Here is a 15,352-nt window from a genome sequence, read left to right as displayed (position 1 = left end):
CGACCCGGCCTCCGCACTGATACAAGGCGACATGGCCGACCACCAGATCTGCAGTCGACGGGTTCATCGAGTCACTGAGGGGCTGGACCTGACGCCAAGAGTTACACGTATTAGCAGCCCAACCAGCTTCCGTGGCCAGTGCTCGCGTGCCGCCGCGGAGAGCCTCGCACGCGGCGCTCGACTCAGAGCCCCGTCACTTTCCGTACATGTTCCAGGCTCGGCGCGGCCAGGACTCCATGCAGCTGCTGGAAGAGCTGACGGGCAGCGACCGCGTTCCAGTCGTCGGGAAGCAGTTCGACGGGAAGGCCGGGATCGAGATAGGGCAGGCGCCTCCACTGCGTGAGCATGGGCACGTAGTGGAGGAATGCTTCTTCGGCGTCGATGTCTTCCTGCTGCTCGATGGAGCGGACGATCGGGCCGTAGGCGTCGGTGAAAGCCGCGTACTGCGCCTCGATCGCCGGGAAGTCCCACCAGGTGCTCACTGTCGTACGCAGATCGCTGAAGGCGGCGTACTGGGACGTGAACAGGTGGACGTAGTCGCTGAGTTCCAGGCGCTCAAGCGTGGCGCGGGCAGGCTCCAGCAGTCGGGCCGGCGCCAGCCAGATGCCCGGCCCCATGTTGCCGAAACCGAGCCACGTCAGCCGCGTACGCAGCTGATAGCGGTAGGTGCGTTCCGACTCGGGCACGGAGAAGACCGCCATGACCCAGCCGTCCTCCAGCGCGGCGGGCTCCAAGCTGCCGAAGATGCGGCGATCGCCCTCGTCGAAGACGGGGTGCATGGCGGGGCTGAGGCTGTACCCCGTGCCTGAGCGGCGTTCGGGTACGAGGACGCCTCGCTTCTTCAGCCGGGACATGGCGGAGCGCACCGCCTGGCTGTCCACGCCGAGGTCCCCCATCAGCACGATCAGATCAGCGATGGAGATCCACCCGCCGAGCCGTCGGACGAATGCTCCGTAGACCGTGTTGATGAGGGAGCTTGGCCGAATGGAGCTGTCCACCTGATCGCCTTCCGTCGTATGCGGTGGCGATCCTATCGACCGGTACGGCCTCCTCCGGGTGCCGGGCAGTCCCCCGCCGGGGTCATCGCCCGCCGGTGGAGCCAGGGCTGAACGGCGCCTCTGCGTAGGCTCCGGACAGGAGGTGCCCGGCGCCGGGGGCCACAGCGGGGAGCCCGAGCGCCCGCAGCATCTGGTGGGCGGTGCAGATCGCCGCGGAGACCACGGGCTTGCCCAGCTGCTGCTCGGCCTCCTCGACGGCTCCCAGTGACGGCATCTGCACACAGGCGGACAGCACGACGGCGTCGGCGTCGGCGTGGTCGAGCGCGCGGGCGAGGCCGGGCAGCCTGGCCGGATCGTGGGCGGCCACGTCGAGGTTGTTGGGGATCTCGAGCGCCGCGTAATCGAGGACCTCGATCCCTTCATGGGTCAGGTAGTCCACGACCGTCTGCGTCAACGGACGCATGTAGGGCGCGAGCAGTGCGATCTTCCTGGCGCCGAGGGTGTGCAGGCCCTGGACGAGGGCTCCCGCACTGGTGACGACCGGCGCCGGGGCACCGTTCTCGACGGTCCGGCCGTGCAGGCGTTCCTCGGACGTGCGGTGGTAGCCCAGGCCCATGCTCATGATGGCCACCAGGCAGGCGTAGCCGAGGACGTCGACGTGGGCGTCGGACAGTTCCAGAGCGCACCGGTCGGAGTCGGCGTCCATGGCTTTGAGCTGCTCGGGCGTTACGTGCGTCATGCGCATCCGGCTGGAGTGGAAGGTGAAGCGTTCCGGCGCGATCGTTTCCCGGGCGCGCAGGATGGCCGGCACCTCCGTCTCCATGGTGACGTTGGAACTCGGAACGATCTGGCCGATCCGATACGTACGTGGGGCCACGGGGATTCTCCTGCTGGAAGTGAAGGGGACGCCGCGCGTCAGCGTGCGTCGATGACGGGGTTGGTGAGCGTGCCGATGCCCTCGACGGTGGCCTCGACGATGTCACCGGGTACGAGGAACTGCGGAGGGACCATGCCGGCGCCCACTCCGGAAGGGGAACCGGTGGCGATGACGTCGCCGGGCTCCAGCGTGACCCCGGAGGTGATGTCGGCGATGAGACGGGCGATGGGGAAGAGCATGTGGCGGGTGTTCGACTTCTGCTTGGTCACGCCGTTGACCCGCAGTTCGAGGTCGAGGGACTGAGGGTCGGGCACCTCGTCGGCGGTGACGACGGCAGGGCCGAACGGGGCGTAGGAGTCCTGCCCCTTGGAGAAGAACCACTGCCCCGAGCGGCGCTGGTCGCGGGCGCTGATGTCGTTGACGATGCTGTAGCCGAAGATGTAGTCGAAGGCGTCGTCCTCGCTGACGCGGAAGGCGGTGCGGCCGATGACCACGGCCAGCTCGCACTCCCAGTCGAGTTGGTCGGTCAGGTCGGCGTTGTGCAGGATCGGCTGGCCGGGACCGGTCACGGCGGTCGACGGCTTGCTGAACAGCACCGGCCTCGAGGGCAGTTCCTTGGCGGTGTCGAGGCTGCGGCTGGACTCCTCGACGTGTTCGACGTAGTTCAGGCCGACACCGATGACCTTGCCGGGGCGCAGCGGAGCACGCAGCGAGACCTCGTCCAGTGGGCGGCAGACGTCGGCGGGCCAGGCGACCGGATCGGTGGCGAGCAGCCGCCGTGCGGTCTCGTGGACGACGTCGCCGGCCCGGACGAGGGACAGGAGGTCCTGCGGCAGTTCCTCGTTGTGGAAGGCGGCCAGAGCGGGCAGGTCGATCACGCTCTCGTCGATCTGAGCACCGAGTCGGGCGGGCCCCTCGTCGAGGCAGTAGGTCACCAGGCGCATGGGAACTCCTTGGGCAATGAGTACGGATGGAAGAGCGGGGAGGGTGAGGCGGTGGCGAAGGTCATGTCCCTTCGCCACCGCCCCGGAACCGGGGGCGGCGCGGGGCGACAATGGCCGTCCCCGGTCGCGCCGGCGTCACACCACCGGTGTCAGGGCCGGCCGCGGTGGTGACGGTGGGCGCGGTCTAGGCGGTGGGCTGGTGCCCTGCGTTGTCGGCGTACGCCTCTTCCCGGTAGAAGCCGAGCGAGCGCATGACGGGGAAGTCGTTGAACGAGAAGAGGCAGGCATCGTCGTCCTGGTCGAGGTTGCTGTGCTCGTGCCACGCCCAGGACGGGACGCAGAAGATGTCGCCCTCCTTCCAGGCGAAACGCTTCCCGCCGATCACCGACTCTCCGCGGCCCTTGGCCACCGTGTAGATGACCGAACCGGTGTGCCGGTGAGCCTTGGTGGCCTGGCCCGGTCGCAGCAGCTGCATGTGCGCGCCCATGGTGGGCATGACCGACCCGCCGGTGACCGGGTTGGTGTACTCCGCGATCACACCGTCGTAAGGGGAACCTTCGGAGGCCCGGGCCAGCTGGCGCAGGGACTCGTACGTCGGCTCCCAGGGGTAGGCGAGCAGCGGGGAGTAGGGGCGGGTCCACTTCTCCACGCCGTAGGGCAGGAGGTTGGCGCCGAAGGTGAGCACGGAGGAGTTGATCACCTTTCCGGGCTTCTGGTAGAGCTCCGGATGGACTTCGTAGAAGCCGGCGTCCAGGGCGTTGACGAGAGGGATGTCAAGGCCGTCCTGCCAGATGACCGGACCGTCGTCGGATTCGTTGCCGTGCTCGTGCCAGGTGCCGTTGGGAGTGATGGCGAAGTCGCGCGGGCCGACCCTGAGCTTCTGTCCGTCGACGATGGTCCAGGCTCCGGTGCCCTCGTGCACGAAGCGCAGGGCGGCGGCCTGGTGGCGGTGGGCGGTCATCGCCTCGCCGGGGCCCATGATCTGCAGACCGGTGTACAGAAGTCCGACGGCGGCGCTGACGTCCTTGCGGCCCGGGTTGACGAGCATCACGACGCGCCGGCCGGCGTCGTCGGCCTTGACCAGGTCGAGCGCCTTGCGGACCAGGGGGCGCAGTTCCTCGTACCGCCACAGGACGGGTACGGACTTGGGTTGCGGGTACCAGGGTTCGATGTCGTTGGCGACGGTCCACAGGGCGCCGGCGTCCCGTTCGGCGAGTTCACCGTAGTAGGCGGTGAGTTCGGGTGTGTCGGCCACCCGGGCCCGCCCCAGCTGGTTGTCGTCGTACGCGGTGGTCATGCGTGATCCTCCTTCGTGGTGTCGGTGCCGTCCGTCGGCAGCGGGGCGCAGTGGTGCGTCGCGGGCTGCCGCGCGGGATCCGCGGTGAAAGTCACCGGGCTGCGGGGGGTGTTGTCGACGTGGAGCTGGAAGACGTCGAAGCGGTTGTAGTGGCCGACGATGTCGTGCATCTGCTTGGGCTGGATGCACTTGGCCAGGTCGATCTCCGCGTAGACGATCCCTTCGTCGTCGACGAGGGGTTCGGTCACGGGTCTGCCGTCGGGGCCGAAGATCCCCGAAAGCGCGCTGCGAGGGCGGGCGAGCATGCGCCGCATCTCCTCGTCGTCACCGGCGACGGTGTCGACGATCTCCGGGGAGATCGTCGAACAGGCCACGACGGAGAAGACCTTGCCCTCGAAGCTGTGGGCGGCGGTGCGCACCGCGATGGCGTCCGCCATGTCGTAGTCCTCGGGGGCAACCGGCAGCGCGATGTAACTGGCGGCGTGCACCAGTTCGCCCTGCGCCAGGAGCGCGAAGCGGGCGAGGGTGTTGGTGTTCTCGCCGCAGGCCAGTACGCCCAGGGGCCCGATCGGGGTGTGGTGGACGCGCAGGGAGCTGCCGTCGCCGCCGGTCCAGGTGAGTTTCTCCGCCCAGGTGGGCACCAACTTGCGGTGGACGCCGAGCAGTTGCCCGTCGGGTCCGATGGTGAGCAGTGTGTTGTAGAGGACACCCAGACTGTGCGGGCCGCGCTCGTTGACGCCGATCACGACGACGACGTTGTGCTGGCGGGCCGCCGCGCGCAGCGCGTCCACGTGGGGTCCGGGCACGTCGATGGACGCGCGGTAGAGGCGTTCGAACCAGGGTGAGCCCTGGACCGGGCTCATCGTCCAGTTCCAGTACGGGTAGCCCGGGACGAACACCTCGGGGAGGACGACGAGCGAGGCGCCGTTGCCGGCGGCCTCCTCGATGAGCGCGACCGCCTTGTCGACGGTGGCGGCCGGGTCCAGGTAGACCGGGGCGGCCTGGACCGCGGCGGCGATGAAGCGGGGAAGATTGTCCACGGGTTCCTCCTGGGACCGGGGATGTCCTGGGCGGGTCAACGGACCGTCGCCGCGGCGACGGTGGCCTGCGCAGGGGGCAGCCAGCGCTGGTGCACGGGCACGGGGGCTTCCCGCAGCAGCTGCAGCCGGGGCGGGATGCGGTCGGTGCGCACGCCCGGGGGCTTTCCGCTCCCCGCCTTCCAGGACGCCGGCCACGGTGCTGCGGGTCCTGCGTACCCCTGGGCCGCGGCGGCGTGCAGCGTCCAGAGCGGATCGTGGAGCTGTGCCCGTCCGACGGCACAGAGATCGGCACGACCGGCCAGGATGATGGAGTTCACGTCGTCGTAGGTGGAGATGGCTCCCACGGCGATGGCGGGAATCCCAGTGGCGTTGCGGATGAGGTCCGCGTACGGGGTCTGGTAACTGCGGCCGTAGCGGGGCTGTTCATGGGCGACGACCTCGCCGGTGGAGACGTCGAGGGCGTCGGCGCCGGCGGCCGCCAGGCGGCGGGCGATCTCGACCGCCTCGGCCTCCGTGGTGCCGCCCTCGGCCCAGTCCGTCGCCGAGATGCGGACGATCAGAGCCTTGCCCGCCGGCCATACCTCGCGCACACCTTCCAGAACCTGCAGGGGGAAGCGCAGCCGGTTGGTGAGGCTGCCCCCGTAGGCGTCGGTGCGGGTGTTCGTCAGCGGTGACAGGAAGCCGGACATCAGGTGTCCGTGTCCGAACTGCAGCTCCAGGACGTCGAATCCGGCTCGGTCGGCGCGGCGCGCGGCGGCGACGAAGTCCCGGATGATGTCGTCCATGTCCTGGCGCGTGGCCTCCCGGGGCGTGCTGCTGTCGGTGTCCCAGGGAATGGCCGAGGCAGCGATGAGCGGCCATCCGCGGTCACCGAGTGAGGTGCTCCGGCCGTCGGCGCGGGGCACACCGGTCGCCGCCCGTCGGCCGGCGTGGGTGAGCTGGATGCCCAGACGGGCGCCCGCCTGACGGTGGACGAATTCGGTGATCTTCCGCCAGGCCTCCTCCTGTTCGTCGGTGTAGAGACCGGGGCAGCCGAGTGTGGCGCGGCCGTCCGGGTTCACGGCCGTCATGCCCGCGAGGACGAGCCCGGCGCCGCCGAGGGACTGGGTGCTCAGGTGAACGAGTTCGAAGTCCCCGGGCAGACCGTCATGTGCCGAGTACAGGGCGGTCGGGGGCACCACGACACGGTTGCGCAGGTGCAGGCCGCCCAGTGGGAACGGCCGGAACATGGGCGGCACGGCGGCAGCGGCGCCTGTGACGGCGGTGATCGGGGCCTGCGTGGATGCGTTGCGTGCCTCGACCGCGTCCGTGAACTCCTTGTCCCGCACGCGCAGGTTGTCGTGGGTGACGCGCCGGCTGCGGGTCAGAAGATTGAAGGCGAACTGGTGCGGCTCCTGACCGCTGTAGCGACCCACGTTCTCGAACCATTCCAGGCTGGCCTGGGCGGCGCGCTGGGTGGACTCGACCACCGGCTTGCGCTCGGCCTCGTACGCGACCAGTGCCGTTGCCGGATCGGGCTGCTCGTGGAGGCAGGCCGCGAGCGCGAGCGCGTCCTCCATCGCCAGCTTGGTGCCGGAGCCGATGGAGAAGTGCGCGGTGTGGGCGGCGTCGCCGAGCAGGACGACATTGCCGTGCCGCCAGGTCTCGTTGCGGACCGTGGTGAAGCGGATCCACTTGGAGTTGTTCGGTATCAGGCGGTGTCCGTCGAGATGGTCGGCGAGGATCTCCTGGCACAGCCGGATGCTGTCCTCGTCACTGGTTCCCGGCGGGTGGTCGCGGGCCGCGAACTCGGCGAAGCCCGCGCGCCGCCAGGAGTCCTCGTCGATCTCCACGATGAACGTGCTGCGGGTGGCGTCGAAGGGGTAGGCGTGGACCTGCACGGTGCCGAAGTCCCGCTCCTCGACGATGAACGTGAACGCCTCGAAGACCTTGTCCGTGGCAAGCCACATGTAGCGGCAGTGCCGTTCGTCGAGGTCCGGCCGGAAGGTGCCGGCGTAGGTGGCGCGGGCCGTCGACCGGACCCCGTCACTGGCGACCACCAGGTCGTACTCGGCCGCGAGTGCGGCCACCGGCGGCGCCTGGGTGCGATAGCGCACGTCCACCTTCAGGGCCGAACACCGCTCCTGAAGGATGGTCAGCAGCCTCTTGCGCCCGAGCGCCGCGAAGCCGTGTCCTCCCGAGGTGAGGACCTGTCCCTTGTAGCGGATGTCGATGTCGCTCCAGCGGGCGAACTCGGCCGACATCGCCGCGAAGATCTCGGGATCGGCCTGCGCGATGCCGTCGAGGGTCTCGTCGGAGAACACGACACCGAACCCGAACGTGTCGTCGGCCGCGTTGCGTTCCCAGACGGTGACCTCCCAGTGCGGGGAGAGCTGCTTGGCCAGAGCTGCGAAGTACAGCCCTCCCGGCCCTCCCCCGATGACTGCTACGCGCACGGCGTCCTCCTTACGGTTCCACGAGCAAGGTATGCCGTGAATTCAACGATCGTCAAGAAAGCTATATACATGCGGAGTCCTCAGAGGAGGCGTTCCGGCGCTTGGGGTCCCGCCTTGGTCAGCACCTCGCGCACGTCGTCGGGCCAGGGGGTGGCGCCGGACGCCCGGGCGGCCGAGTGCGCGATCGACATGCGCCCGGTGGCCGCCACTTCGCCGCCCTCCGCCCGGACGGTGAAGGCGTAGTGCAGGGAGGCCGTGCCCACCTTCGTGACACTCAGCTCCGTACGGACGAGCTGGCCGAACCACAGCCGGGCGCGGTAGTCGGCCTCGAAGTGCACCCTCGGTGTGCTCCCGAAGAGGTGGGCAAGACCCAGCCGGCTCAGCAGTACGGCCTCGGCCGCCTCCACCCAGCGCACGACCGTCGAGTGGTGGTAGTGCCCTGCCGCGTCGGTGTCCGGCCACTCGACGCGTCGCTCGATGACAACGCTGGGCAGCTGGGGTTCGCGCGCTTCGAGGGATCCGGCGGAACAGCCTTCGTCACGAAGCGCTTTCGGCCGTGGCCTGGACCTGTCCATGCGAGTGCCTTTCACAACGAGCCGGCCGTGCCGGCGTGGGGGAAGGACGGCCGTGCCGTCCACGGGAGAGTCGACGCCGTGCGGGATGCCTGTCTCAACTGGCTGCGCCCAGGGCGTGTTTGCGCAGCTCGGCGCGCTGCAGCTTGCCGTTGATCGTGCGCGGCAGGTCGGCGACGAACTCGATGGCGCGGGGGTACTTGTACGGCGCGATGGCCTGCTTGACGTGGTCCTGAAGTTCCTTCGCGGTGACCTCGTCGCCGGAGACTTCCGGCTTGAGCACGACATACGCCTTCACGATCATCCCGCGACGGTCGTCCGGAGCTCCCACGACGCCGCAGTCCTCGACGTAGGGATGAGTGACCAGAGCCTTCTCGACCTCGGGGCCCGCGATGTTGTAGCCGGAGGAAACGATCATGTCGTCGCTGCGGGCCACGTACCAGAAGTAGCCTTCCGCGTCCCTGATGTAGGTGTCGCCGGTGATGTTCCAGCCGTTCTTGACGTAAGTCGTCTGACGGGGGTCATCCAGGTACCGGCACCCGGTGGGGCCGGTCACGGCGAGCAGTCCGGGCTCGCCGTCGGGGACGGGTTCGCCGGTCTCGTCGACGACTCTGGCCCGGTATCCGGGGACGGGCCTGCCAGTGGAGCCGGGGCGTATGTCGTCGTCGGCGGCGGAGATGAACACGTGGAGCATCTCCGTGGCGCCGATTCCGTCGATGATGCGCAGTCCGGTGGCGGCGTGGAAGTCCTCCCAGACCTGCGCCGGCAGTGCCTCGCCGGCGGCCACGCAGCGCCGGAGGTTCGCCAGGCGGTCCGCCTTGCCTGCCGCCATGATCGCCCGGTACGCGGTGGGTGCGGTGAACAGCACCGTGACCCCGTGCTCGGCGACATGGTCCGCCAGCTGGCCCGGCGTCGCCTGTTCCAGCAGCAGGGAGGCCGCACCGACGTACAGCGGGAAGACGACGAGTCCGCCGAGACCGAAGGTGAAGGCGAGCGGCGGCGTTCCCGTGAACACGTCGTCGGGTCGGGGTCGCACGATGTGCCGGGAGAACGTGTCTGCGTTGGCCAGCACGTCGCGGTGGAAGTGCAGCGTGGCTTTCGGCCGCCCGGTGGTTCCGGACGTGAAGGCGATCAGCGCGACGTCGTCCGCGGCCGTGTCGACGGTGCGGAACGTGGCGTCCTTGGCCGCGCAGCGGGCGACGAGGTCGTCCGCCGCACTCCCGCCGTAGGCGATGACCTGCAGCCCCGGCGCGTCGGCGGCCTGCAGCTCCTCCAGGTAGCGGTGGTCGCACACGGCGACGGCCGGGAGGCTGATCTCGTGCAGCTGCGCCAGCTCCGCAGCGCGCAGCATCGGCATCGTGGTGACGGCCACGCATCCCGCCTTCAGGACGCCGAACCACGCGGCGACGAGCCAGGGATTGTTGGGGCCGCGCAGCAGGACGCGGTTGCCGGGCCGCACCCCGAGATCCTCGGTCAGAACGCGGGCCACCTGATTGGCCCGGCGCAGTAGGTCGCCGTAGGTCCAGCGCTCGGTGGGCGTCAGCAGACACGGCCGGTCGGCGCCCCAGCGCTCGACGGCGTCGTCGAGCAGCCGGCCGGCGCAGTTGAGTCGCTCGGGGTACGTCAACTCCGGTAGATCGAAGTGGAGTTGGGGCCAGAGGGCGAAGATCGGGAGGCGATCGCGGCAGAACGTGTCCACATGTGCGGACGGGGAGAGCTCCATGGGGTGCACCTCGTCTCGGGGCAGCAGGGAGAGTGCCGCAAGTATGCCGTCTTTCTAACGGCAGTCAATATTTCGATATAGACCTCTTGGATGACGCGGCGTCATACACACACAGCCGTCGCCCCAACTCCCTTGCAGGACAGGCAAGAAGCGGCACAGACCACCGCGTCAAGAAACTTCACGCCCCGCAGCGAGAGGGCCGCAGGTGTTCAGCGGACCGCCGGAATCCGAACCCGGACGACCTTCCCCGCACCGCACGGGAAGGCGTTGAGCACGCCGCGCGCCTCCGCGACCAGGAGGTCGACGATGAACAGGCCCCGACCCCCCTCCGCCTCGACGTCGGCCCCTGGACCGACTCCCGGCAGCGACGGATCGCCGTCACTGACGTCCAGCTGTATCCACTCGCGCCCGAAAGTGATCGCCGCACACAGCCAGTCCGTGGCCGCATGGCGCACCGCGTTGGACACCAGTTCCGTGACCGTCAGGAGCAGCACGTCCTCCACGTCCACCGAAACCCCCTGGCGCCGGAGTACTGCGCGAACCCGGGCCCGAACCCCGGGAACGCACTCGACAGTCGGCCGCATGACCCATTGGCGGAAGGCGTGACCGCGCAGCCCGCAGACAGCGGGCCGCATCTCTGCGCGAGGAGGCCGCGAAGGCTGCACGAGGGCGACGGAAGGAGAGGGCATTGCAGACTCCCGAGGGGAGGATGACGTCAAGTCACTCGTGTAACCACTCGCAGTAGTGCGGGCGATTCCTTGCGTGCAACCTGTCGCCATCGGGCGTGTTACACGTGTAACATCGTGCATCCCGGAGGCCCTGAGCGCAATACATTTCGGACATTCTTTCCGTTCGACGCCCAGCTGTGCCCCTGAGAAGGGCCTGCTGTCGCCACACCTCAGGTGCGACAGGCCGCCGAGACCTCACCGCTTGCCCGCGACGCCGGAAGAGAGGCACACATGCCACCATCACTGCCCGCCGAGCTGGACCTCGGGTGGCCTCCGCCGCCCTTCCTGGCTCCGCCTCCCGCCCAGGTCAATCCCGAGGGCGTCCGCCACTTCGACGGCGTCACGTATGCGACCAGTCCCGGCTACCGCCCTCGCCTGCTCGACGTCCACGTGCCCACGAGCGAGGAGCCGGTACCGGCCGTGGTCTGGATCCACGGTGGTGGATGGCTGGAGGGCGACCGGCGCTACCCGCCGCCCACCATCCCCGTCGAGCTGCTGCACGGTTCCGTGCTGCAGGCCGGTCTCGCCCTGGTCTCCATCGACTACCGGCACAGTCTGGAGGCCCCGTTCCCGGCGCAGCTCCACGACGTCAAGGCCGCCATCCGCTATGTACGCCGATTCGCCGACACGCTCGGAATCGACGGGGACCGCATAGCGGTATGGGGCGAGTCCGCTGGTGGGCATCTGGCCGCGCTCTCCGGGCTCGTCGGCTCGAACGACCGCCAGGGCGTTGACCTGGAAGGCAGTGAAGGCACCATCGAAGAGAGCAGTTCAGTCCGTGCCGTCGTCGACTGGTACGGCGTCTCGGAGCTGATCTCCCTGCTGTCGCACACCCTGCCGGCCGTCCCCGGGCTCGACTACCCCAGCCCGTTCACGGCGTTGCTGGGCGGCGCCACCGGTGAAGAGCTGGTGGCGCGGGCAGCGATCGCAAGCCCTGTCACCCATGTGACGGCCGGCTCTCCGCCTCCGCCGTTCCTCCTGATCCACGGGACGAACGACGGACTGGTGCCGTACAGCCAGAGCGAGGCCCTCGCCGAGGCGCTCGAACAGATCGGGGCGGACGTGACACTGCAGCCCGTCGCGGACGCGGATCACATCTTCCTGGGAGCGGCGGACGTCGGGCCCATCGTGGCGCAGAGCGTCGACTTCCTCGTACGGCACCTGACGACCGCGGAGAAGGCTGCCCGCTGATCTCGACTCCCCCGCTCAGGCGCAGGGAGCGCCCGCGCGTGTACGGCCCGCGTCGATCCCGTGGACATCAGTTTCATTCCCCACTTCGGCCGGGTCCGTACACCGCGGCCGCGAGAGGCTCTCATGACTCGCGCCCTTTCCGTCGCAGACACCACGCCTGCGCACCACAGCCCGCACCCGGATCCCACCGCACCGAACGCGGCCGTGCTCCCGTTGGGAATGGCCTGCTCAGCGCTCGCAGCCGGGCTCGGTTTCGCCCTTCATGACCGGTCCGGGCGGTCGGAGATTCAGGTGGTCGACCATCACTGGCTCACCTGGATGGGCGGACCCCACGGCGGTGTGTACGCGGCGTTGGCGGACGTACTCAACTGGTTCGGCGGACCGCTCGGAGCCGTGCTGCCCGTTGCCCTGCTGCTGCTTCTCATCGGGCGGCGGCGATGGTGGTCGGTGGCCTATCTGGTCACGGCGTATCTGCTGGGGAATGTGGTCGTCGTCCAGGTCCTCAAGCACCTGGTCGATCGGCCGCGGCCCGCGCACCCCCTGGTCCGTGTGGACCACGGTTCCTTCCCGTCCGGGCATTCCGCCGACGCCGCACTGCTCGTGGTGGTCGTCGGCGCCGTCCTCGTTCCGGCCGCTCGCCGACGCTCGTGGTGGCTGTTCGGCGGCGCGTTCATCCTGGCCATGATGTGGAGCCGCACGTGGCTCCATGCTCACTGGCTCAGTGACACTGTGGCCGGCGCGTCGATCGGTGCCGGCGCCGCGCTTCTGCTCTGGCGGGCTTTCGCCCCGCTGCTGGCCCGGGAACGCATCTCACGAGGACTGCCGGGCGACCAGGACGGCGTCCGTCGGCGGCACTTCGGGGACGTCCGTTCCCTTGAGCAGCGCGTCGATGGTGTCCGCGACCTGAGCGGGTGAGGGCAGTTCCAGACGCACCGTGGTGAGCGGGGGGCGCTGCAGCGCGGAGGGTACGAGGTCGTCGGCGCCCACGACCGCCACCTCCTCGGGAACTGCGATGCCCCTGTCCTGGAAGGCATGCATCAACAAGGTGGCGTACTCGTCGTTGTAGGCGAACACGGCATCGAGCCCGAGGCTCGGCCACCGCTCCGCCAACTCGGCGGCGGACTCTCGGGTGTAGTTCATCGGGACGGCGGTGACCGTCGCCGTGCTCTGGGAGGCGACGCGCTGGGCGCCCGCGAGGCGAGGCTGGGCGAAGACATCCAGACCGCGTTCGCCCGGCAGGACCACACCGATCCGCTCTCGTCCCCGCATGACCAGGTGTTTCGCCGCCACCTCGCCGATCCTGGCGTGATCAAAAGCGAAGGTGTGGACCCCGGCGACGGGCTGTGAGGCGAAGGCGAGCAAGGCAGGCACCCCGGCACGCCGGAGTACGTCGACCGCGCCGGCCGTCAGGCGGTCCCCGTCCAGCGCGAGGACCGCGGCCGGCCGCAGCTCCGCCCAGGCACGAGCGCCGGCGGCCGCATCGGAGTACCGGCCCGCATGGAGAACCGCGATGTACCCATGCCGTTCGAGTTCGCTGTGCAGGTCGTCCAGCCAGCTGCTGACCAGACCGCCGACCGCCGAGACGGAGGCAGGGATCAGCACCAGATTGCTGCGGCCGGCCCGCAGCGACCGCGCTGCCGCATGAGGGACGTATCCCAGCTGTTGGGCTGCAGCCAGCACCCGGGCTCGCGTCGTGTCGCTCACACGGTGCGCTTGGGTGTTGTTGAGGACGAACGAGACCGTCGCCCGCGACACCCCGGCCAAGCGGGCCACGTCTGCGCTCGTGATCGATGCCGACGCGTTCGGCTCCTGGGCCATCGGGTGCATCACCTGTCCGACTCTGTTCTGACCTTGGAAAACCAGGTTACACGCGTTAAGCCGGACCGCCGACTCAAGAACGGTACCCACCACCGAGGACCTTCCTCCCGAAGAGAGGTCGGAGAAGCGATCCGATGAATCCAACCAGTGGGAGCGGTGCCGCTTCCCAGCCCCCTTGTCCAGCGAGCCGCCATCAACAACTCTCCGACGGCTTGTCTCCAGGGGACCTACGCGTCCAGTACGAGGAATTGCGTCGCCGCTGGGGACCTGTCGCCCCCGTCGAAATCCTTCCGGGCGTTGCCGCATGGCTGCTCCTGGACCACCAGGCAGCCTTGGAAGTGATCTGGAACGAGCGCCTCTTCTCCAGCGACGCGCGGCGTTGGAACACCGTCACCGATGGCAGGTTGGCGGCCGATGCGCCGCTGTTGGCGATGCTCGGCTGGCGCCCGGCGGTGTCACGCCTCGACCTGCAGGAACACAGGCGGCAACGCCAGGCCGTGACCGACGTCCTGGATCACATCGATCCGCGACGCCTGCGCAGGGTGGTCCAGCAGCAGGCCGACCGCCTCATCGACCACTGGGCACCACGCGCGAGCGCGGACCTGGTCGCCGACTACACCCGCCCCCTGGCGTGGGCCGTCTTCGCCCAACTGCTCGGCTTCTCCCCCGAATCGATCCCTGCTTTGGAAGCGCTGGTCAACGCCGTCATCGACACAGCCGATGACGCCAGGTACGCGGAGGCCGAGCTGCTGGAAGCGATACGTCGACTCCTGAACGCCAGGGTCGCCACGCCCCGCGCGGACCTCGCGTCCTGGATGGCTCACGCGACCACGCTGACGGACGTGGAGATCGCGCACAACCTGGCGCAGATTCTGTACTTCGGGGCTCCCGGCACCATCAACTGGGTCGGCAACGCCCTGCGGTTACTGCTCTCCGACCGCCACGTGAATGCTTCCGTGGCGACCGGTCGCCTCACCCCGTCCGACGTCCTGGAGCGGACTCTCATGGACGACGCGCCCGTCCCGAACATCGCCGGCCGGTGGGCCACGCAAGACATCATGTTCGCGGGGCACGCAATCCGCGCCGGCGACCTGCTCATTCCGTGCCTGGTGGCCGCGAACACGGACCCGGCCATCCACGGCAGCGGTGCCGTACACACGCGTACCCGCGCACACCTGGCCTGGGGGACGGGCGCTCACGGCTGCCCCGCCAAGGACATGGCCCGGCTGATCGCCGAGGCAGCGATGGACGTCGCACTGCGCCGGCTCGCGGAGCTACGGCCGGCCATCCCCGACTCCGTCGTGGCCACCAGGCAGTCCCTGTGGTGCAGCGGTCCGGTCGCGCTGCCGGTCGTCTTCAGCCCGACGGATCCCGTGCAGCGCACCGAGGCGCTGCACGAGCCGCCGGCTGCCTTGCCGGTTCCCGAGAGAACGCGGATTGCGGAGGCGGCGCCGGGAGAAGCGCCACAGCGGTGGGGCTGGTGGAATTCCATGACCGGGTGGTGACCACGCGCGAGGCTCATCTGCTCGGTGCGGGTGATGCCGATACGGGGCGGACCCAGGTCCTGGAGCACTCTACGCCCGGCAACGCACGAAGTGCCGCCGATGGCTCGGCGGCACTTCGCGCCGACCTCTTCGAGACTGGGCCGGCGCTGAGGTGTTGCGTCGGTGCAGACGCATTGCTGCGCCCGGCGCCAGACGGCCTCCTCGCCCGGGGCCGGGCGGCCACT

The 15,352-nt window shown here is 69.3% G+C and carries 13 protein-coding genes; 3 read left to right on the top strand and 10 right to left on the bottom strand.

Annotated features, from left to right (window positions below; all coding sequences use genetic code 11):
- Positions 1-182 precede the first annotated feature (182 nt).
- From OIC96_RS47750 to OIC96_RS47710, 9 genes are all read right to left on the bottom strand, one after another.
- Complete coding sequence (locus OIC96_RS47750; RefSeq protein ID WP_330301817.1) at positions 183-998, bottom strand: PaaX family transcriptional regulator; 816 nt, start codon at positions 996-998, stop codon at positions 183-185.
- 82 nt (positions 999-1,080) lie between these two features.
- The gene (locus OIC96_RS47745; protein ID WP_330309935.1) at positions 1,081-1,821 is read right to left on the bottom strand and encodes a maleate cis-trans isomerase family protein; all 741 of its coding nucleotides are present in this window, start codon (positions 1,819-1,821) and stop codon (positions 1,081-1,083) included.
- 92 nt (positions 1,822-1,913) lie between these two features.
- Positions 1,914-2,819, bottom strand: a complete 906-nt coding sequence (locus tag OIC96_RS47740; RefSeq protein WP_330301818.1) for a fumarylacetoacetate hydrolase family protein — start codon at positions 2,817-2,819, stop codon at positions 1,914-1,916.
- A 184-nt stretch (positions 2,820-3,003) separates the two neighbouring features.
- Positions 3,004-4,116, bottom strand: coding sequence for a cupin domain-containing protein (locus tag OIC96_RS47735; protein WP_330301819.1), 1,113 nt, complete (start codon positions 4,114-4,116; stop codon positions 3,004-3,006).
- Positions 4,113-5,156, bottom strand: coding sequence for a carbon-nitrogen hydrolase family protein (locus tag OIC96_RS47730; RefSeq protein WP_330301820.1), 1,044 nt, complete (start codon positions 5,154-5,156; stop codon positions 4,113-4,115). The genes OIC96_RS47735 and OIC96_RS47730 overlap by 4 nt, the downstream gene beginning before the upstream one ends.
- Before the next feature lie 35 nt (positions 5,157-5,191).
- Positions 5,192-7,591, bottom strand: a complete 2,400-nt coding sequence (locus OIC96_RS47725) for a bifunctional salicylyl-CoA 5-hydroxylase/oxidoreductase (protein ID WP_330301821.1) — start codon at positions 7,589-7,591, stop codon at positions 5,192-5,194.
- Positions 7,592-7,671: 80 nt separating this feature from the next.
- Complete coding sequence (locus OIC96_RS47720) at positions 7,672-8,166, bottom strand: acyl-CoA thioesterase (RefSeq protein ID WP_330301822.1); 495 nt, start codon at positions 8,164-8,166, stop codon at positions 7,672-7,674.
- 94 nt (positions 8,167-8,260) lie between these two features.
- Positions 8,261-9,886: a benzoate-CoA ligase family protein gene (locus OIC96_RS47715; protein WP_330301823.1), complete on the bottom strand. Its 1,626-nt coding sequence runs from the start codon at positions 9,884-9,886 to the stop codon at positions 8,261-8,263.
- A 209-nt stretch (positions 9,887-10,095) separates the two neighbouring features.
- Positions 10,096-10,470 carry an ATP-binding protein gene (locus OIC96_RS47710; protein ID WP_330462177.1) on the bottom strand — a complete coding sequence of 125 codons (375 nt, stop codon included), beginning with the start codon at positions 10,468-10,470 and terminating at the stop codon, positions 10,096-10,098.
- A gap of 375 nt (positions 10,471-10,845) precedes the next feature.
- On the opposite strand from OIC96_RS47710, the gene OIC96_RS47705 reads away from it, so the two are divergent.
- Together OIC96_RS47705 and OIC96_RS47700 are read left to right on the top strand one after the other, a co-directional pair.
- The gene (locus tag OIC96_RS47705; RefSeq protein ID WP_330301825.1) at positions 10,846-11,805 is read left to right on the top strand and encodes an alpha/beta hydrolase; all 960 of its coding nucleotides are present in this window, start codon (positions 10,846-10,848) and stop codon (positions 11,803-11,805) included.
- Between the two features lie 123 nt (positions 11,806-11,928).
- Positions 11,929-12,720, top strand: a complete 792-nt coding sequence (locus OIC96_RS47700; protein ID WP_330462157.1) for a phosphatase PAP2 family protein — start codon at positions 11,929-11,931, stop codon at positions 12,718-12,720.
- On the opposite strand, the gene OIC96_RS47695 is transcribed toward OIC96_RS47700, so the two are convergent.
- Positions 12,616-13,623, bottom strand: a complete 1,008-nt coding sequence (locus OIC96_RS47695; RefSeq protein WP_330301827.1) for a LacI family DNA-binding transcriptional regulator — start codon at positions 13,621-13,623, stop codon at positions 12,616-12,618. The two genes, OIC96_RS47700 and OIC96_RS47695, sit on opposite strands and share 105 nt — an antisense overlap.
- Positions 13,624-13,961: 338 nt before the next feature.
- On the opposite strand from OIC96_RS47695, the gene OIC96_RS47690 reads away from it, so the two are divergent.
- Positions 13,962-15,128: a cytochrome P450 gene (locus OIC96_RS47690; protein WP_330301828.1), complete on the top strand. Its 1,167-nt coding sequence runs from the start codon at positions 13,962-13,964 to the stop codon at positions 15,126-15,128.
- Positions 15,129-15,352: the final 224 nt, after the last annotated feature.

It is taken from the genome of Streptomyces sp. NBC_00775, assembly GCF_036347135.1.
Classification (GTDB): domain Bacteria; phylum Actinomycetota; class Actinomycetes; order Streptomycetales; family Streptomycetaceae; genus Streptomyces; species Streptomyces lutosisoli.
This window is presented reverse-complemented; position numbering and strand designations above follow the sequence as displayed.

Excerpts from the sequence above, each read along its gene's own strand:
- OIC96_RS47705 (WP_330301825.1), top strand. The coding sequence starts at position 10,846 with ATGCCACCATCACTGCCCGCCGAGCTGGACCTCGGGTGGCCTCCGCCG.
- OIC96_RS47700 (WP_330462157.1), top strand. The coding sequence starts at position 11,929 with ATGACTCGCGCCCTTTCCGTCGCAGACACCACGCCTGCGCACCACAGC.
- OIC96_RS47740 (WP_330301818.1), bottom strand. The coding sequence starts at position 2,819 with ATGCGCCTGGTGACCTACTGCCTCGACGAGGGGCCCGCCCGACTCGGT.
- OIC96_RS47720 (WP_330301822.1), bottom strand. The coding sequence starts at position 8,166 with ATGGACAGGTCCAGGCCACGGCCGAAAGCGCTTCGTGACGAAGGCTGT.
- OIC96_RS47695 (WP_330301827.1), bottom strand. The coding sequence starts at position 13,623 with ATGGCCCAGGAGCCGAACGCGTCGGCATCGATCACGAGCGCAGACGTG.
- OIC96_RS47745 (WP_330309935.1), bottom strand. The coding sequence starts at position 1,821 with ATGGAGACGGAGGTGCCGGCCATCCTGCGCGCCCGGGAAACGATCGCG.
- OIC96_RS47735 (WP_330301819.1), bottom strand. The coding sequence starts at position 4,116 with ATGACCACCGCGTACGACGACAACCAGCTGGGGCGGGCCCGGGTGGCC.
- OIC96_RS47715 (WP_330301823.1), bottom strand. The coding sequence starts at position 9,886 with ATGGAGCTCTCCCCGTCCGCACATGTGGACACGTTCTGCCGCGATCGC.
- OIC96_RS47710 (WP_330462177.1), bottom strand. The coding sequence starts at position 10,470 with ATGCGGCCGACTGTCGAGTGCGTTCCCGGGGTTCGGGCCCGGGTTCGC.